The sequence below is a fragment of the Paraburkholderia sp. HD33-4 genome (assembly GCF_021390635.1).
GTDB lineage: Bacteria > Pseudomonadota > Gammaproteobacteria > Burkholderiales > Burkholderiaceae > Paraburkholderia.
This window is the reverse complement of the sequence record NZ_JAJEJS010000001.1, coordinates 3,549,797-3,567,161: the sequence shown is the minus strand read 5'-3', so window position 1 is coordinate 3,567,161 and position 17,365 is coordinate 3,549,797. Positions and strand designations below refer to the sequence as shown.

16 protein-coding genes are annotated in these 17,365 nt (G+C 63.8%); 11 read left to right on the top strand and 5 right to left on the bottom strand.

Going from position 1 to position 17,365, the window contains the following annotated elements:
* Window positions 1-30: 30 nt before the first annotated feature.
* Window positions 31-1,026: a bifunctional riboflavin kinase/FAD synthetase gene (locus L0U84_RS15860; RefSeq protein WP_233851050.1), complete on the bottom strand. Its 996-nt coding sequence runs from the start codon at window positions 1,024-1,026 to the stop codon at window positions 31-33.
* A gap of 138 nt (window positions 1,027-1,164) precedes the next feature.
* On the opposite strand from L0U84_RS15860, the gene purN reads away from it, so the two are divergent.
* The 6 genes from purN to nadC all read left to right on the top strand — a co-directional run bounded on the left by purN (window position 1,165) and on the right by nadC (window position 8,121).
* Window positions 1,165-1,818 carry a phosphoribosylglycinamide formyltransferase gene (purN, locus tag L0U84_RS15855; protein ID WP_233851048.1) on the top strand — a complete coding sequence of 218 codons (654 nt, stop codon included), beginning with the start codon at window positions 1,165-1,167 and terminating at the stop codon, window positions 1,816-1,818.
* Window positions 1,815-3,074: an RsmB/NOP family class I SAM-dependent RNA methyltransferase gene (locus L0U84_RS15850; protein WP_233851046.1), complete on the top strand. Its 1,260-nt coding sequence runs from the start codon at window positions 1,815-1,817 to the stop codon at window positions 3,072-3,074. The genes purN and L0U84_RS15850 overlap by 4 nt, the downstream gene beginning before the upstream one ends.
* Before the next feature lie 70 nt (window positions 3,075-3,144).
* Window positions 3,145-4,533, top strand: a complete 1,389-nt coding sequence (locus tag L0U84_RS15845) for a mechanosensitive ion channel family protein (protein ID WP_233851045.1) — start codon at window positions 3,145-3,147, stop codon at window positions 4,531-4,533.
* Between the two features lie 200 nt (window positions 4,534-4,733).
* Window positions 4,734-5,930, top strand: a complete 1,197-nt coding sequence (locus L0U84_RS15840; protein WP_233851044.1) for a DesA family fatty acid desaturase — start codon at window positions 4,734-4,736, stop codon at window positions 5,928-5,930.
* Between the two features lie 128 nt (window positions 5,931-6,058).
* On the top strand, window positions 6,059-7,198 hold the full coding sequence (gene nadA / locus L0U84_RS15835) for a quinolinate synthase NadA (protein ID WP_233852044.1): 1,140 nt from the start codon (window positions 6,059-6,061) through the stop codon (window positions 7,196-7,198).
* Window positions 7,198-8,121: a carboxylating nicotinate-nucleotide diphosphorylase gene (nadC, locus tag L0U84_RS15830; RefSeq protein WP_233851043.1), complete on the top strand. Its 924-nt coding sequence runs from the start codon at window positions 7,198-7,200 to the stop codon at window positions 8,119-8,121. Before nadA ends, nadC begins: the two co-directional genes overlap by 1 nt.
* A 124-nt stretch (window positions 8,122-8,245) precedes the next feature.
* Here nadC and nadB read toward each other — a convergent pair whose 3' ends face one another.
* The 4 genes from nadB to radC all read right to left on the bottom strand — a co-directional run bounded on the left by nadB (window position 8,246) and on the right by radC (window position 11,590).
* A complete protein-coding gene (nadB, locus tag L0U84_RS15825; protein ID WP_233851042.1) occupies window positions 8,246-9,844 on the bottom strand; it encodes an L-aspartate oxidase in 1,599 nt (532 codons plus the stop codon).
* 224 nt (window positions 9,845-10,068) lie between these two features.
* Complete coding sequence (gene rpmG / locus L0U84_RS15820; RefSeq protein ID WP_008919555.1) at window positions 10,069-10,236, bottom strand: 50S ribosomal protein L33; 168 nt, start codon at window positions 10,234-10,236, stop codon at window positions 10,069-10,071.
* Window positions 10,237-10,246: 10 nt separating this feature from the next.
* On the bottom strand, window positions 10,247-10,480 hold the full coding sequence (rpmB, locus tag L0U84_RS15815) for a 50S ribosomal protein L28 (protein WP_007180631.1): 234 nt from the start codon (window positions 10,478-10,480) through the stop codon (window positions 10,247-10,249).
* A gap of 198 nt (window positions 10,481-10,678) precedes the next feature.
* Window positions 10,679-11,590, bottom strand: a complete 912-nt coding sequence (gene radC, locus L0U84_RS15810) for a RadC family protein (protein ID WP_233851040.1) — start codon at window positions 11,588-11,590, stop codon at window positions 10,679-10,681.
* A 214-nt stretch (window positions 11,591-11,804) separates the two neighbouring features.
* Here radC and L0U84_RS15805 point away from each other — a divergent pair, with 214 nt between their 5' ends.
* From L0U84_RS15805 to L0U84_RS15785, 5 genes are all read left to right on the top strand, one after another.
* Window positions 11,805-12,260 carry an FKBP-type peptidyl-prolyl cis-trans isomerase gene (locus L0U84_RS15805; RefSeq protein WP_011489621.1) on the top strand — a complete coding sequence of 152 codons (456 nt, stop codon included), beginning with the start codon at window positions 11,805-11,807 and terminating at the stop codon, window positions 12,258-12,260.
* A 2-nt stretch (window positions 12,261-12,262) separates the two neighbouring features.
* Window positions 12,263-13,222 carry a 4-hydroxy-3-methylbut-2-enyl diphosphate reductase gene (gene ispH / locus L0U84_RS15800; protein WP_129961032.1) on the top strand — a complete coding sequence of 320 codons (960 nt, stop codon included), beginning with the start codon at window positions 12,263-12,265 and terminating at the stop codon, window positions 13,220-13,222.
* 545 nt (window positions 13,223-13,767) lie between these two features.
* The gene (locus L0U84_RS15795; protein ID WP_233851038.1) at window positions 13,768-14,970 is read left to right on the top strand and encodes a branched-chain amino acid ABC transporter substrate-binding protein; all 1,203 of its coding nucleotides are present in this window, start codon (window positions 13,768-13,770) and stop codon (window positions 14,968-14,970) included.
* A 228-nt stretch (window positions 14,971-15,198) separates the two neighbouring features.
* Window positions 15,199-16,149, top strand: coding sequence for a branched-chain amino acid ABC transporter permease (locus L0U84_RS15790; RefSeq protein WP_233851036.1), 951 nt, complete (start codon window positions 15,199-15,201; stop codon window positions 16,147-16,149).
* 26 nt (window positions 16,150-16,175) lie between these two features.
* A complete protein-coding gene (locus tag L0U84_RS15785) occupies window positions 16,176-17,345 on the top strand; it encodes an ABC transporter permease subunit (protein ID WP_233851034.1) in 1,170 nt (389 codons plus the stop codon).
* Window positions 17,346-17,365 lie beyond the last annotated feature (20 nt).

The window sequence follows — 17,365 nt, the reverse complement described above, 5'->3', positions numbered from 1 at the left end:
GGCGCGGTGCGCCGGCCCAAACCGCGGCGGTTATCTAATTCGGTCGGTGGCCGAAGTGGCGAAACCGGTGGAACGGCTACCCGGCGTGCCGCCGCCGACCGCGGCGAACCACGCTCGCGCATTGGCGACGTCGCGCGCGATAGCGGCGGTCAGCGTTTCGAGGTCGACGAACTTCTCCTCGTCGCGCAGCTTCTTCAGAAATTCGACGCGCACGAGTTTGCCATACGCGTCGCCGTGCCAGTCGAGCAGGTGTACTTCGAGCAGCACGCGGCCGGAATCGTCGACGGTGGGGCGCAAACCGAGGCTCGCGACGCCCGGCAGCGGGTGCTCGGCGATGCCGTGCACCTGCACGACGAAGATGCCGGCCAGAGCCGGACGCTTGTGCGCGATCGGCAGGTTGAGCGTCGGAAAGCCGAGATCGCGGCCGAGCTTCATGCCATGGGTGACGTGGCCGCTGATCAGGTAGTCGCGGCCGAGCGCGGCGCGCGCCGAGTCGAGGTCGCCCGCGATCAGCGCCGCGCGCACGCCCGAGCTCGAGATGCGCGCGCCCGATGGATCCGCGACCGTCGCCATCTGTTCGACTTCGAAGCCGTATTGCTTGCCGGCGGCCTGCAGCGACGCGAAATCGCCGGCGCGCTTCGCGCCGTAGCGGAAGTCGTCGCCGATCATGATCCAGCGCGCGTGCAAGCCGTTGACGATGATCCGCTCGACGAACGTGTCCGGCGACTGGCTCGCGAACGTGTGATTGAAGTGCTCGACGACGACCCGGTCGACCCCGTTGGTACGCAGCGCCTCGAGCTTGTCGCGCAGCATCGCGATGCGCGGCGGCGCGCCGGCCGGGTTGAAGAACTCGCGCGGGTGCGGCTCGAAGGTCATCACGCAGACGGGCAGGCCACGCGCGTTGGCGGCCGCGCGCACGTGCGCGAGCAGAGCCTGGTGGCCGCGGTGGACACCGTCGAAGTTGCCGATGGTCAGCGCGCACGGCGCGCGGCTCTCGGCATTGGGAAGACCGCGGAAGACTCTCACGATAGCGGGTTGCAGCAGTTGCTGCGATTGCAATAGGGGCGCGGGCAGGGTGCCGCAAAACAATCGATTATAAACGCTTGGCGCAACAGACGGCTGCGCGGTCGCGGGTTAGCGATTGCCGAATGATAAAATCCGCGCATGAAAAAACTCGTCATCCTGATTTCCGGGCGGGGCAGCAACATGGAAGCCATCGTGCGCGCCTGCGCGAGCGAGGGCTGGCCGGCGCAGGTCGCCGCCGTGATTGCCAACCGTCCTGATGCCGCGGGGCTCGCGTTCGCGGCGTCGCTCGGCATCGCCACGGCGGTGGTCGACCACCGCCAGTTTCCGGATCGCGACAGCTTCGACGCGGCACTCGCCGAGCAGATCGACTCGTTCGCGCCGGACCTCGTCGTGCTCGCGGGCTTCATGCGCGTGTTGACCGAGCGCTTCGTCGACCATTACGCGGGGCGCATGCTGAACGTGCACCCGTCGCTGCTGCCGAGTTTCCCGGGCCTGAAGACCCACCAGCAGGCGCTCGACGCCGGCGTGCGGTTCCACGGCGCGTCGGTGCATTTTGTCACATCAAAGCTCGATCACGGGCCGATCGTCCTGCAGTCGGCCGTGCCTGTCGAGGCGGGCGATACCGCCCAGACGCTCGCCGCACGCGTGCTCGCCACCGAGCACATCATTTATCCACGCGCGGTGCGCTGGTTCGTCGAAGGGCGTCTCGCTCTCGACGGCTTGCGCGTCACGCTTACGCCGTCGGAGCCGCAATGGCTCTTTGCCGGTCACACCGCCGGAGAGGGCGCATGAGATTGCATGGTTTCCTGATTGGACAAACTGAAACGCTGCTGGCCGAAGTGCTGCGGCTGAACGGCCCCGCCGACGCCACCACGAGCCGCTTCTTCCGCGCGCATCCGAAGCTCGGCCATGCCGAGCGCGGCGTGATCGCCGAGGCGGTGTTCGCGGTGCTGCGCCGCCGGATGGAGTTCGCGCATCTGGCCGAAAGCGGCACCGGCAGTCCGGCACGCCGCATGGCGCTGCTGGGCCTGATGCAGACGGCCGGACGCTCGGCCCTCAAGCCGTTCGTCACCGAGGCCGAGGGGACGTGGCTCGAACACGTGTCGAAGATCGACCCGGAAAGCCTGCCGCTGCGGATTCGCCTGAACCTGCCCGACTGGATCTGCCAGGCGTTGAGCCCGCGCTTCGAGGGCGCCGAGCTCGCGCAGCTGGCCGCCGCGCTGAACTACCCGGCGCCGCTCGACCTGCGCGCCAATCCCATCAAGGCGAGCCGCGACGACGTGCTGGGCGCGTTGTCGAAGGCCGGCATCGAGGCAGGCGCGACGCCGTTCGCGCCGCTCGGTGTGCGGGTGGTCGGCAAGCCGGCGCTCACCAAGCTCGACGCGTTCCAGCAGGGCTGGCTCGAAGTGCAGGACGAGGGTAGCCAACTGCTGTGCTCGCTGGTCGCGCCGCGACGCGGTGAGATGATCGTCGATTTCTGCGCGGGCGCGGGTGGCAAGACGCTGGCGCTCGGCGCGGCGATGCGCTCGACCGGCCGACTCTACGCGTTCGACGTCTCCGAGCGGCGGCTCGCGAAGCTGAAGCCGCGTCTCGCGAGGAGCGGCCTGTCGAACGTGAACCCGGTGTTGATCGACAGCGAACACGACGCGAAGATCAAGCGTCTGGCCGGCAAGATCGACCGCGTGCTCGTCGATGCGCCGTGCAGCGGCCTCGGCACGCTGCGCCGCAATCCGGACCTGAAGTGGCGCCAGTCGCCGGAGTCGATCGCCGAGCTGGCGCCGAAGCAGGCGTCGATTCTCGCGAGCGCGGCGCGTCTCGTGAAGAAGGGCGGCCGGCTCGTCTACGCGACGTGCTCGATTCTCGAAGCGGAAAACGAGGCGGTCGTGCAGCAGTTCCTCGCCGACCACCCTGATTTCGCGCTGGTGCCCGTGCGCGACGTGCTCGCCGAGCAGCGCATCGAACTGGAGATGGGCGACTACCTGTCGCTGTGGCCGCACCGCCATGCGACCGACGGCTTCTTCGCCGCCGTGCTCGAGCGCCAGAGCTAGGCAACCGGCCACCGGCCAGTGCGCGGATTGGCAGACGAATCCGCGCGTGCCGGCATTTTCGGCGACATCCATGCATACGACTTTTCCCCACATGTTCAGCGACATCGCGCGCGACTTCGGTCAGCCCGTGATGCTGTGGCAGGTCGCTATCCTGCTCGCGACGCTGCTCGTCGCGTGGGCGCTTGCGCGGGCACTGCGCCGCCGGATCGACCGGCCGCAGTCGGCGCGCTACGAGAGCCTGCGTTTTGGCATGGAAAGCCTCGACCGGGCGGCTTTTCCGCTGATCGGCGCGGGACTCGTGTGGCTCGCGCGGGCGATCGCCGGCCGGTTCATGGACACGGCGCTGCTCGATCTGGCGCTGGTGCCGCTCGTCGGCATCGGGCTGATCTACATCGTCTTCTTCTTCGCGCGGCGGGTGTTCAACCGCGAAGGTGGCGAGCATCCGTGGCTGTTTCTCGTCGAGAAGGTCGTGTCGGTGGTCGTGTGGATCGCCATGGTGCTCACGCTGTTGGGCATTCAGAACGCCGTGATCGCATGGATGGACAGCGTGAGCTTTCGCGTCGGCAATGCGCATATGACGCTGCTGTCGCTGATCACGGGGCTTTTGTGGGTCGGCGTCACGATGGTCGTCGCGATGTGGCTCGGCTCGTCGTTCGAAGATCGCCTGATGCGCTCGAAGACGCTCGACGCTAACCTGAAGGTGGTGGTCGCGCGGGTCGGCCGCGCGGCCTTCGTGCTCGCGGCAATCCTGATCAGCCTGTCGATCGTCGGCATCGACATCACGGTGCTCGGCGTGTTCGGCGGCGCGCTGGGCGTCGGCCTCGGCTTCGGCATGCAGAAGATCGCGAGCAACTATGTGTCGGGCTTCATCATTCTGCTCGACCGCTCGTTGCGGATCGGTGACACGATCAACGTGAGCGGCCTGCAGGGCCGCGTCACGCAGATTCGCACGCGCTACACCGTCGTGCGTGGACTCGACGGTATCGAGACGCTGATTCCGAACGAGAAGCTGATCACCGACGTCGTACAGAACCAGTCGTCGTATCTGACTCGCGGCTACGCGAAGGCGGCCGTGCAGATCGCCTACACATCCGACGTCGAACGAGCAATGACGCTGCTCGCCGAGGCCGCCGCCGACGTGCCGCGGGTGCTGCGCGAACCGGCGCCGACGCCGTTTCTGGTCGGCTTTGGTCCAGATGGCATCAATCTCGAACTGGGCTTCTGGATCGCGGACGCGGCGAACGGCACTGGAGGCGTACGCTCGAAGGTCAATCGCAACATCTGGCGTCTCTTTTCCGAGCACGGCGTCACGATTCCGCTCCCGCAACGCGAGGTGCGCATCGTCAGTCCGACAGGCGGCGCAATGCCGCACCCGGTAGCAATGACCGATCCGGTGCCCGAAGCCACGGCCGATTCGGCGCTCAGGCCCGCCGACGGGGCTGCCAACGACGGTCGATAAGCACCGTTTCGGGCTGCGGCGAGGCATGAGTCAGCGCCGCGAGAATCGCCATCGACTTGATAGCGAACAAAAAATCCCTATTTGTTACAAACACTTGGAACGCTTCAAGTAGAATATCGTCCTATCCCGCTGTATGCTTTCACTTTCATGACACACGCGCCGCGTGTGCTTCGTATCTCTCGTTCTGCAGGTAACTTACCTTGTTGAATTCTTTGCTCGATTTCCTTGCCCACGGACTGCTGCATTTCTCGTGGTGGCAACTCGTCGTGTACACGCTGATCGTTACGCACATCACGATCATCGGCGTGACCGTCTATCTGCATCGCTGCCAGGCGCATCGCGCGCTGGATCTGCACCCGATCGCCAGTCATTTTTTCCGCTTCTGGCTGTGGATGACCACCGGCATGCTGACCGGCCAGTGGGCCGCGATTCACCGCAAGCACCATGCGAAGTGTGAAACCGAAGAGGATCCGCACAGCCCGCAAACGCGCGGCATCTGGAAGGTGCTGCTCGAAGGCGCCGAGCTCTATCGCTCCGAAGCGAAAAACGAAGAAACGATGCGCAAGTTCAGTCACGGTACGCCGAACGACTGGATGGAGCGCAACGTCTACACGAAGTACCCGATCCTCGGCGTGAGCCTGATGATGGTGATCAACGTCGCGCTGTTCGGCGTCGTCGGCCTGACCATCTGGGCCGTGCAGATGGTGTGGATCCCTTTCTGGGCCGCCGGCGTGGTCAACGGACTTGCGCACTTCTGGGGCTATCGCAACTTCAATTCGTCGGATGCGAGCACCAACATTTTCCCGTGGGGCATCATCATCGGCGGCGAGGAGTTGCATAACAATCATCACACGTATGCGACGTCGGCGAAGCTGTCGAACAAGTGGTACGAGTTCGACATCGGCTGGATGTACATCCGCATCATGCAGGCGTTTCGTCTGGCCAAGGTGAAGAAGGTCGCGCCGACGCCGCGCTTGACCACCGGCAAGCTCGTGCTCGATCAGGACACGCTGCAGGCGGTACTCGCGAACCGCTACGAAGTGATGGCGCGTTACGCGAAGGCGATCAAGCGCGCGTACCGCCAGGAGCTCGCGCATCTGAAGGAAGTCGGCGCGCGCGAAAAGTATCAGGTGATGCGCGGCGCGCGTAGCTGGTTCCACAAGGAAGAGGCAGGCCTCAACGAGCCGCAGAGGCTCCAGCTGCCGCAGATTTTTGCGAACAGCCAGAAGCTGAAGACCTACATCGACATGCGCAACGAACTGGCGGCGATGTGGGAGCGCTCCAACGCATCGCGCGAGCAATTGCTGGTGCAATTGCAGGACTGGTGCCATCGTGCCGAGCAGAGCGGAATCAAGGCGTTGCAAGACTTCGCGATGCGGTTGCGTCGCTATGCCTGAAATCCATTAAAATTCAAAGACGTCACAAAACCCCGCGTTGGCGGGGTTTTGCATTTTTGGGCTGCGGAAAAGCATCGCGTGTAACGCGAGCGGCAAGCCGCGGCGGCCAGGTGAGGGCAGAGGAGATGATGGAGCAGCAGGCGATCAAGACCGTCGAATACGACCGGCCTCAGGCGCAGGGCACGACCTGCGGGATCGGCCAGGCGTGGGCGAAGGTGCCCGAGACGCCGTCGGCGGAAGAGAAGCGGGCGCTGAAGGCACGCATTCGCGAGTTACTCAGGCGCGAGAAAGCGGTGCTGGTCGCTCATTATTATGTCGATGCAGAATTGCAGGAGCTTGCCGACGAAACCGGCGGTTGCGTAGCCGATTCGCTGGAAATGGCGCGCTTCGGCCGCGATCACGAAGCGCAGACGCTGGTGGTCGCGGGCGTGCGCTTCATGGGCGAGACCGCGAAAATTCTCAGTCCGGACAAGCGCATTCTGATGCCGGATCTGGATGCGACCTGTTCGCTCGACCTCGGCTGTCCGGTCGACGAGTTCTCGGCGTTCTGCGACGCGCACCCGGACCGCACGGTGGTCGTCTACGCGAACACGAGCGCGGCCGTGAAGGCGCGCGCGGACTGGATGGTGACGTCGTCGATCGGGCTGGAGATCGTCGCCGATCTGCATGCGCGCGGCGAGAAGATCATCTGGGCGCCGGACCGTCATCTCGGCAGCTACATCCAGGGCAAGACCGGCGCGGACATGTTGATGTGGCAGGGCTCGTGCCTCGTGCACGACGAATTCAAGGGCATCGAGCTCGATCTGCTGCGGGCTGATTATCCGCATGCGAAGGTGCTCGTGCATCCGGAGTCGCCGGCAAATGTGGTCGCCCAGGCGGACGTGGTCGGCTCGACCACGCAGTTGATCGACGCCGCGCAGAAGCTCGACGCGACGCATTTCATCGTCGCGACCGACCTCGGCATCCTGCACAAGATGCAACTCGCCGCGCCCGGCAAGACGCTGATTGCGGCACCGACGGCTGGCAACAGCGCGACCTGCAAGAGCTGCGCACATTGCCCGTGGATGGCGATGAACGGCCTCGCCAACCTGGCCGATGTGCTCGAGCGCGGCCACAACGAGATCTTCGTCGATCGCGCGATCGGCGAGCGTGCGCGTCTGCCGATCGACCGCATGCTCGATTTCGCGGCACGTCACAAGAAGCGCGTGCAGGCGAGTGGCGATCTTGCGCGCGACGCGCAACTGTATTCGAACGTGGGAGCAGCGTAATGACTGTGGTGGAGAAGGCGCCGGAGCAGGCAGTGGCGCGCGAAGGGGCCAACGCAGTGTCGCCGCTTTTCGCGGAGATTCACGCACAGTACGGCGCGGCGTTTGACACGGCGCTCGCGCGCAACGTCGCCGATGCGCTCGCCGAAGACATCGGCAGCGGAGATCAGACCGGCCGCCTCGTGCCTGCCGATGACGTTCGCAACGCGCGCATCATCGTGCGCGAGGACGCGGTCCTGTGCGGCGTGCCGTGGTTCGACGCGGTGATGCGCGCGGTCGATCCGCGCATCGAAGTTCAATGGCGGTACCGCGAGGGCGACCGCATGAGCGCCGACACGACAGTGTGCGATCTGCGGGGGCCGGTGCGCGCGCTCTTGACCGGCGAGCGCAACGCGATGAATTTTCTGCAACTGCTGTCGGGAGTGGCGAGCGCGACGCGCCGCTATGTCGATGCAATCGCGCACACGCGCACGCGCGTGCTCGATACGCGCAAGACATTGCCGGGCTTGCGGCTCGCGCAAAAGTACGCGGTGCGCGTCGGCGGCGGGGCGAATCAGCGGCTCGCGCTGTACGACGGCATTCTGATCAAGGAAAACCACATTGCAGCGGCCGGCGGCGTGGGTGCGGCGATGGACGCGGCGCTCGCGTTGAACGCGGGCGTGCCGATCCAGATCGAAGTCGAAACGCTCGAGCAACTCGGAACCGCGCTCTCACATGGCGCGCAGTCGATCCTGCTGGACAACTTCTCGTTCGACATGATGCGCGACGCGGTTCGTATCACGGCGGGTTGCGCGGTGCTCGAGGTGTCCGGTGGCGTGAACTTCGAGACCGTGCGTACGATTGCGGAGACGGGCGTGGACCGCGTGTCGATCGGCGCGCTGACCAAGGACGTACGCGCGACCGACTACTCGATGCGGATCGTTTGAGCGTCGGGCGTTCTAGCGCAGCAAACAACCATCGCGACAACTGAACAAGGCCATTGCCGGAGCTTTTCGGCAATGGCCTTGTCGTCTGTGGCGCCGCTTCAGCGTATGTTTCAGCGCTATGCCATCAGGAATTCCGCTTGCGCGCATATTTCGGCGACAGCACTGTCGGCAGCGCCTTGGGCAATGCGGCCGGCCAGTCGCGGCTGAAATGCAGGCCGCGGCTTTCGCGCCGCGAGCGCGCGCCCTCGACGATCAGCGAGGCCACGTCGACCAGATTGCGCAACTCCAGCAGATCGCGGCTGACCTTGAAGTTCGCGTAATACTCGTGGATTTCGTCGCGCAGCAGCGCGAGCCGATGCTTCGCGCGCTCGAGTCGCTTGTCGGTGCGCACGATGCCGACGTAGTTCCACATCAGCCGGCGCAACTCGTCCCAGTTGTGCGCGACCACGACTTCCTCGTCCGGATCGGACACGCGGCTTTCGTCCCAGTCCGGCAGCGGCGCGTGGACGGCGGCGGCAAAGCCCTCCGCTTCGATCGCCTCGGCGGCCGAGCGGCCGATCACAAGGCATTCGAGCAGTGAATTGCTGGCGAGCCGGTTCGCGCCGTGCAGGCCCGTGCACGACGTTTCGCCGACCGCATAGAGACCCGCGAGATCAGTGCGCCCCGCCAGATCGGTGACGACGCCGCCACACGTGTAATGCGCGGCCGGCACGACCGGAATCGGCTCTTTCGTGATGTCGATGCCGAACTCGAGGCAGCGGGCGAGGATAGTCGGGAAATGCTCGTGCAGGAATGCGGCCGGCTGATGGCTGATGTCGAGGTAGACGCAGTCGATGCCGCGTTTCTTGATCTCGAAGTCGATCGCGCGCGCGACGATATCGCGCGGTGCAAGCTCCGCGCGATCGTCGTGATTGGGCATGAAGCGCGTGCCGTCCGGCAGCTTCAGAATGCCGCCTTCGCCGCGCACCGCTTCCGAAATCAGGAACGACTTTGCGTACGGGTGGAACAGGCAGGTCGGGTGGAACTGGATGAACTCCATGTTCGACACGCGGCAGCCCGCGCGCCATGCCATCGCGATGCCGTCGCCGGTCGCGGTGTCCGGGTTTGTCGTGTAAAGGTAGACCTTGCCGGCGCCGCCGGTCGCGAGCACCGTATGCGGTGCCTCGACCGTGACGGTGCGGCCGCTTTGCAGATCGAGCGCGTACAGGCCGTGGCAGCGGCGCCCGGGCAGGCCGAGGCGTTCGGACGTGATCAGGTCGACCGCGTGATGTTCTTCGAACAGCGTGATGTTCGGATGCTGGCGCACCTGTTCGCTGAGTGTGGCGACGACCGCGTGGCCGGTCGCGTCGGCCGCGTGAATGATCCGGCGATGGCTATGACCGCCTTCGCGCGTCAGGTGAAAGCCCAGTTCGGCGGCGTCGTCTTTCGTAAACGGCACGCCCTGTTCGATCAGCCATTCAATCGCGGCGCGCCCGTGTTCGACGATAAATCGCGTCGCCGCCTCGTCGCACAGGCCGCCGCCTGCGATCAGCGTGTCGCGCACGTGATTCTCGACGCTGTCCGCGGAATCGAGCACGGCGGCGATGCCGCCCTGCGCCCAGTCGCTCGCACCCTCGGTCAGCGATCGCTTGGCGATCACAGCAACGCGCCGTGTCTGCGCGAGATTGAGCGCGACGCTCAAACCAGCCAGACCACTACCGACAATCGCCACATCGAATTCCATTGCCCACATCTCCGTCTTTCGTTTTGCAATGACGGCGCGCAAACCGCGCCGCGAAAACGACAAAGGATACGCGCCGCGACGCGCTAGCGAAAGCTGGCCAAACGGAATAGGGCGATTCGTGCGCGCGTTGCGGCGCTATCGCGAGGTCGGCGCAAAAACAAAAAAGCCTCGCACGGGTGCGAGGCTTTTCATGTTTTTGCCTTCGTCAGGCTGGAGAGCCAAGATTACTTGATCTTGGTTTCCTTGTAGTCAACGTGCTTACGGATGACCGGATCAAATTTCTTGATCAGCATCTTTTCCGGCATGTTGCGTTTGTTCTTCGTCGTCGTGTAGAAGTGACCCGTGCCTGCGGTCGATTCCAGCTTGATCTTGTCGCGTGCGCCTTTCGCCATGATTTACTCCTTAGGCTTCACCGCGTGCGCGCAGGTCTGCGAGCACGGCGTCGATACCGTTCTTGTCGATCAGGCGCAGGCCGGCGTTCGAAACGCGCAGACGCACCCAACGGTTTTCGCTTTCCACCCAGATACGGCGGTTTTGCAGGTTCGGGAGGAACCGGCGCTTGGTCTTGTTGTTCGCGTGGGAAACGTTGTTGCCGCTCATCGGCGCTTTCCCAGTTACTTGGCATACGCGTGCCATGAGAGCACTCCTAATACGCTAATTCTGAGTTCGAACGCCGTGAAAGTTTCCCGAAAAGAGCCGCGCTGAAGATGTGCGAAGTTGCGTAGAGGCACTCGCTACCACAGCCGCCTGACCTTTGCGGAACGCCTTGATGGCTTCGGAACAGGGGGTTGGAAATAGGCAAACCGGAATTCTAGCAGAAAAAAAGCCGCAAAATCAAACCTTATTTGCGATGCGGAATACGGCGCCGTGCGGCGGCTTTTCCGCTTCTTGCGCTCGAGTGGGCTTTCGTGCGAGCCCCGGCCAGCCGGCGCGGGCGAACGAGTATACGCTGTCCGCGCCGATTACCAGGTGATCGATCAGCTGCACATCGACGAGCGCGAGCGCGTCGCGCAGCGTCTGCGTAAGCCGGCAGTCGCTCGCGCTCGGCTCGACGGCGCCGGACGGATGATTATGCGCGACGATCAGGCTGGCCGCGTTCGCGGCGAGCGCCCGCCGCACGATCTCGCGCGGATAAACGGCCATGCGCGTCAGCGAGCCGCGCGCGCTTTCCTCGCAGCGGATCAGCCGATGCCGCGCGTCGAGAAACAGCGACACGAACACCTCCTGTGGCTGGCCGCCGATCAGAAGGCGCAGATAACTTTCGACCGCGTCAGGCGAGTTCATCAGCGGGCGCTCGCGCATCTTGTCGACGAGCGAGCGGCGCGCCATTTCCATGATCGCGAGCAATTGCGCCTTTTTCGCCGGGCCGATGCCGCGAATGCCGTCGAAGTCCGCGTAAGTTGCGTCGAGCATCGCGCGCAGTGAGCCGAAGCGGTCGAGCAGCGCCCGCGCGACGCTGAACACGTCGTGGCCGGGCAGGCCGGAGCCGAGTATGAGTGCGATCATTTCAGTGTCCGACAGCACGTCGGGGCCCAGGTCGATCAGCCGCTCGCGCGGCATGTCGCGCCTGTGCCATTTGCCGCGGAATAGTTGCGCTCGGGTGCGAGCGGTCGAGCCGGCGGCCGTCGAAGAAGCCTCGGCCGACTCATTCGCGGCGGCTTTCGCGCCGCGCCCGATGCGTTTGCGCGACTTCGGCCGCACCGTTGCCGCCGGTGTTTCGTCGATTGTGCTGGCGAAATCAGCCATATATATAGAGTCCTCCGCATAAGGTTGACGGCGCGCGCGGCGCAGCGCAGCGCGCCGTCGGGCCGTGCCGCCTCGGCGAGCGACGGACTCAAGCCGGCGCCCGCTAGGTGGCTTACAATAGACGCTTTGCGCACGGCAGGCCGACGGCTTGCCACACGCGTTGGCTGCGCCCACGGCGCCCGCGTGCAGCGCGCTTCGACTGAGCGAGCATTGCATGAGCATCATCGATATTTCCGAGGTGAAACCCGGTTCACACGTCACGCTGCATTACCGGCTTTCCCTTGCCGATGGCGCCGAAGTGATCAACACGTTCAGCGACAAGCCCGCCACGCTGCTGCTCGGCGCCGGTCAACTGGCGCCGCCGCTGGAAGATATTTTGCTGGGTTTGAAGGTGGGCCACCATTCGACCTTTCAGCTAGCGCCGGGGCAGGCGTTCGGCCCGCGCAATCCGGAGTTGATCCAGCGGGTGTCCCTTGCCACGCTGCGGGAGAACAGCATGATCGGCGAGGATTTTTCCCCGGGCGACCTGGTCGAATTCAATGCGCCGGGCGGCGGGCGCTACGCCGGCGTGCTGAAGGAAGTCGGCGAAACGTCGGCCCTGTTCGACTTCAATCACCCGCTTGCCGGCCAGGCGCTGGCGTTTGAAGTGAAAATCATCGGGATTCTGTAAACATGAGCATCACGGATACGACTCTTGCCGAAGCGGAGATCCTGCTGGCCCAGCCACGCGGGTTTTGCGCCGGCGTCGACCGGGCGATCGAGATCGTCGAGCGGGCCATCAAGCTGTACGGCTCGCCGATCTACGTGCGTCACGAAATCGTCCATAACGCCTATGTGGTCGAAGACCTGCGCAAGAAGGGAGCGATCTTCATCGAGAACCTGGACGAAGTGCCGGCGGGCAACACGGTGATCTTCAGCGCGCACGGCGTGTCGAAGGCCGTGCGCTCGGAGGCGGAGTCGCGCGGGCTGCGCGTGTACGACGCCACCTGTCCGCTCGTGACCAAGGTGCATATCGAAGTCGCGAAGATGCGCCAGGACGGTTTCGACATCGTGATGATCGGCCACAAGGGCCACCCGGAAGTGGAAGGCACGATGGGCCAGGCGGCCGAGGGTATGCATCTGGTCGAGGACATCGAGGACGTGCAGGCTTTGCAGCTCGCCGATCCGGAGCGGATCGCGTTCGTCACGCAAACTACGTTGTCGGTCGACGACGCCGCCGAAATCATCGGCGCGCTGAAGGCCAAGTATCCGTCCATCCGTGAGCCGAAGAAGCAGGACATCTGCTACGCCACGCAGAATCGCCAGGACGCCGTGAAGTTCATGGCGCCGCAGTGCGACGTCGTGGTCGTCGTCGGAAGTCCGAACAGCTCGAATTCGAATCGCTTGCGCGAGCTCGCCGAGAAGCTCGGGGTGCCGGCTTATATGGTCGATTCGCCCGATCAGATCGATCCGGTCTGGGTCGAGGGCAAGCGCCGCATCGGCGTGACCGCCGGCGCGTCGGCGCCGGAGGTGCTGGCGCAGGCAGTGATCGCGCGTCTGCGCGAATTGGGTGTGCGCAACGTGCGCGCGCTCGAGGGTATCGAGGAAAACATCGCGTTTCCGCTGCCACGCGGGCTCGGTCTGCCAGCCTGACAATCCGTTAGCATCAGTGAAAGGAAAGCGCGCCCGAGGGCGCGCTTTTTTTATGTGCCGAGTCTGACGGCACGCCAGGTAAATTAGGTGCCAGATCGAACGCTTCGCTGGATTTCAGTGGTCTCGCGCACAAATAATTTTGAATTGTGATCGGGTCTTTTATTGATTTTCGAGCGATGCGCCCCCGTTTTAAGCTAAGCAATCGGCTTAAGACGAATTAATCACGCACTGAATTAGTGCATCTTGGCGAGCGCACGCTAAATGGACATATCCGATGCAAAGCCCGCCCTATCCGGCATTCAGGCCGATCGGCCGCAACACTTGATGCCATCGGGCTCGGAGGCGGTGCAACTGGTGCACGAAAAAGGATCGCAACCGGGTTGCGCTTTTTAGCGAATTTTCCTCTCAATATCAGGTTGCAATGCAGGAAAACCCCACCGGTTCAACAATATTGCCAGCCGCATAATTGGAGTTACAATGCGCGCGTTCTCAAGGCCTTAAGGTCCTGAAAAGTGGATTTTGAAAGGCGCGGGAGACCTCACTTGATGCGAGTCAAATTTGCTTACGCCGTGTCCATCGCGGCCGCGGTTGCGATGCTGACCGCGTGCGGCAAGAAACAGGATGGCGAAGCGGGAGCGGGCGCATCGGCGGCTTCGGCCGCGGCGGTCGCCGCCGCGAGTGAAGCGACTATCGTGAAGATCGGTCATGCGGCTCCGTTGACGGGCGGCATCGCGCACCTGGGCAAGGACAATGAAAATGGGGCGCGTCTCGCGGTCGAGGAAATCAATGCGCAGGGTCTGACGATCGACGGTCGCAAGATCCAGCTGCAGCTCGACGCGCAGGACGATGCGGCGGACCCGAAAACCGGCACCGCGGTCGCGCAGAAGCTGGTCGACGATCACGTGGTCGCGGTGATCGGGCACCTGAACTCCGGGGTGTCGATTCCGGCGTCGAAGATCTACAGCGACGCGAGCATCGTGCAGATCTCGCCGTCGTCGACGAATCCGGCCTACACGCAACAGGGGTTCAAGACGACCTATCGGGTGGTCGCGACCGACGCGCAGCAGGGTCCGGCGCTCGCCAATTACGCGACGAAGGCGCTGGGCGCCAAGCGCATCGCGATCGTGGACGATGCGACCGCCTACGGCAAGGGTCTCGCTGATGAATTCGCGAAGACCGCCGAGGCGAGCGGCGCGAAGATCGTCGCGCGCGAGGCGACCAACGACAAGGCCACGGATTTCCGGGCCATTCTCACGAAGATCAAAAGTGTTCAGCCGGACGCCATCATGTTCGGCGGCATGGACGCGACGGGCGGGCCGTTTACGAAGCAGGCGGCGGCGCTCGGTATCAGGGCAAAAATCCTTGGCGGCGACGGTGTGTGTACCGACAAGGTAGGTGAGCTGGCGGGTACCGCCGTGCAAAACCTGGTCTGTTCGGAAGCAGGACTCGCGCTTTCGAAAATGACCAATGGAGCGGACTTCGAAAAGAAGTACGAGGATCGCTTCCACACGCCGGTGCAGATTTACGCGCCGTTCACGTATGACGCTGTGTACGTGATCGTCGATGCAATGAAGCGCGCTAATTCGATCGAGGCGCCCAAGGTGCTGGCTGCGATGCCTTCGACCGATTACAACGGGGTAATCGGCCACATCGCGTTCGACGACAAGGGTGATTTGAAAGAGGGCGCCATTACGCTTTACGACTTCAAGGACGGCAAGAAAGCAGTTCTCGACGTCGTAAAGATGTGATGACGGGAAGTTCGGCCTGACGGCACCGACACCATCCAACGGTGCCGTTTTTGCATCCGCCCAAGGGGAGCCCGCGACCGCATCACGGTCGTCAGGGCAAGCCGGCAGCGGATAACCCTTACCGGTCTTTTACATCAGTACCCGCAGTGCCGTTGAGATTCGTCGCGCATCACCGCCCACCGGCAGATGAACAACGCGAATCCAGTCGCACGGGCTAAGGAGCAATAAATGGATATCTTCATCCAGCAGATCCTGAATGGACTGGTGCTTGGCAGTGTCTACGCCATCATCGCACTAGGCTACACGATGGTTTACGGCATTCTGGGCATCATCAACTTCGCTCACGGCGATGTGTTGATGGTGGGCGCGATGGTTGCGCTCTCCGCCATAGGTGTGCTGCAGAACCACTTCCCCGGGCTCGGCAACGCGCTGACGCTCGTCATCGCGTTGATCATCGCAGCGGCGGTTTGCTCGGTGGTCGGCTACACGATCGAGCGCGTGGCCTACCGGCCGTTGCGGCGCGCACCGCGTCTCGCCCCGCTGATCACCGCGATCGGTGTGTCGATTCTGCTGCAGACGCTCGCGATGATGATCTGGTCGCGCAATCCGCTGCCGTTCCCGCAGCTGTTGCCCACCGATCCGATCAACGTGATCAAGGCCACCGACACGACGCCCGGCGCCGTGATCTCGATGACTGAAATCGTGATCATCGTGGTGGCGTTCCTCGTGATGGGCGGGCTGCTGCTGCTCGTGCACAAGACCAAGCTCGGCCGTGCGATGCGCGCGATCGCCGAGAACCCGAACGTCGCGAGCCTGATGGGCGTGAGCCCGAACTTCGTGATTTCGGCGACCTTCATGATCGGCTCGGCACTGGCTGCGCTCGCCGGCGTGATGATCGCGTCCGAATACGGCAACGCGCACTTCTACATGGGCTTCATCCCTGGCCTGAAGGCCTTTACCGCGGCGGTGCTCGGCGGTATCGGCAATCTCGGCGGCGCGATGGTCGGTGGCGTGCTCCTCGGCCTGATCGAACAGCTGGGCGCCGGCTATATCGGCAACCTCACCGGCGGCGTGTTCGGCAGTAACTATCAGGACGTGTTCGCCTTCATCGTGCTGATCATCGTGCTGGTGTTCCGTCCGTCGGGTCTGCTCGGCGAACGTGTAGCGGATCGCGCCTGATCCCGGGCCACAAGGAGTCAACAATCATGACCTCAATTCAACCGATCGAGCCGTCCACGACGCTCATCCCCGAAAAGAACCGCACGAAGACGCTGACCATCGGCATCCTCACGGCGATCTTCGTGATCGCCGCGCCGATGGTGATCGGCGCCGCGGGCGGCAACTACTGGGTTCGCGTCCTCGACTTCGCGATGCTGTACGTGATGCTCGCGCTGGGCCTGAACGTGGTGGTTGGTTTTGCCGGCCTGCTGGACCTGGGCTATATCGCTTTCTACGCGATCGGCGCCTACACGGCCGCGCTGCTCAGCTCACCTCACCTCTCGACGCAATTCGAGTGGATCGCGGCGCTCGCGCCGCACGGTCTGAACGTGCCGATCTGGATCATCGTGCCGATCGCGATGGGCCTCGCCGCGATGTTCGGGATTCTGCTCGGTGCGCCGACGCTGCGTCTGCGCGGCGACTACCTCGCGATCGTGACCCTCGGTTTCGGGGAAATCGTGCGGATCTTCATGAACAACCTCGACCGTCCGGTGAACATCACCAACGGCCCGAAAGGGATCACCGGGATCGCGCCGGTGCAGATCGGCGGCTTCAGCCTCGCGCAGTCGCACTCGCTGTTCGGCATGCAGTTCCCGTCGGTGTACCTGTACTACTACCTGTTCGTGCTGTGCGCGCTGTTCGTGATCTGGACGTGTACGCGTCTGCAGCATTCGCGTATCGGCCGCGCATGGGCCGCGATTCGCGAAGACGAAATCGCCGCCAAGGCGATGGGCATCAACACCCGTAACGTCAAGCTGCTCGCGTTCGCGATGGGCGCGTCGTTCGGCGGCCTGTCGGGCGCGATGTTCGGCTCGTTCCAGGGCTTCGTGTCGCCGGAATCGTTCACGTTCTGGGAATCGGTCGTGGTGCTCGCCTGCGTGGTGCTGGGCGGCATGGGCCACATTCCGGGCGTGATCCTCGGCGCGGTGCTGCTCGCGGTGTTCCCCGAGTTCCTGCGCTCCACGATGGGGCCGCTGCAGAACATGATCTTCGGCCATGAAATCGTCGATACCGAAGTGATCCGTCAGCTGCTGTACGGTCTCGCGATGGTCGTGATCATGCTGTATCGCTCGGAAGGCCTGTGGCCCGCGCCGAAGCACGAAGACAAGATTGCGAAGCTGGCGAAGCGTAGCGGCAAGAAGCCGGTGCGCGCATAAGGTCCGGTGGAGAAAAAGAC

Coding starts and splice junctions, on each gene's coding strand:
- nadC (WP_233851043.1), top strand. CDS start 7,198: ATGACTGTGGTGGAGAAGGCGCCGGAGCAGGCAGTGGCGCGCGAAGGG.
- L0U84_RS15785 (WP_233851034.1), top strand. CDS start 16,176: ATGACCTCAATTCAACCGATCGAGCCGTCCACGACGCTCATCCCCGAA.
- L0U84_RS15845 (WP_233851045.1), top strand. CDS start 3,145: ATGCATACGACTTTTCCCCACATGTTCAGCGACATCGCGCGCGACTTC.
- ispH (WP_129961032.1), top strand. CDS start 12,263: ATGAGCATCACGGATACGACTCTTGCCGAAGCGGAGATCCTGCTGGCC.
- L0U84_RS15790 (WP_233851036.1), top strand. CDS start 15,199: ATGGATATCTTCATCCAGCAGATCCTGAATGGACTGGTGCTTGGCAGT.
- radC (WP_233851040.1), bottom strand. CDS start 11,590: ATGGCTGATTTCGCCAGCACAATCGACGAAACACCGGCGGCAACGGTG.
- L0U84_RS15850 (WP_233851046.1), top strand. CDS start 1,815: ATGAGATTGCATGGTTTCCTGATTGGACAAACTGAAACGCTGCTGGCC.
- L0U84_RS15805 (WP_011489621.1), top strand. CDS start 11,805: ATGAGCATCATCGATATTTCCGAGGTGAAACCCGGTTCACACGTCACG.
- L0U84_RS15795 (WP_233851038.1), top strand. CDS start 13,768: ATGCGAGTCAAATTTGCTTACGCCGTGTCCATCGCGGCCGCGGTTGCG.
- nadB (WP_233851042.1), bottom strand. CDS start 9,844: ATGGAATTCGATGTGGCGATTGTCGGTAGTGGTCTGGCTGGTTTGAGC.
- rpmG (WP_008919555.1), bottom strand. CDS start 10,236: ATGGCGAAAGGCGCACGCGACAAGATCAAGCTGGAATCGACCGCAGGC.
- nadA (WP_233852044.1), top strand. CDS start 6,059: ATGGAGCAGCAGGCGATCAAGACCGTCGAATACGACCGGCCTCAGGCG.
- rpmB (WP_007180631.1), bottom strand. CDS start 10,480: ATGGCACGCGTATGCCAAGTAACTGGGAAAGCGCCGATGAGCGGCAAC.
- purN (WP_233851048.1), top strand. CDS start 1,165: ATGAAAAAACTCGTCATCCTGATTTCCGGGCGGGGCAGCAACATGGAA.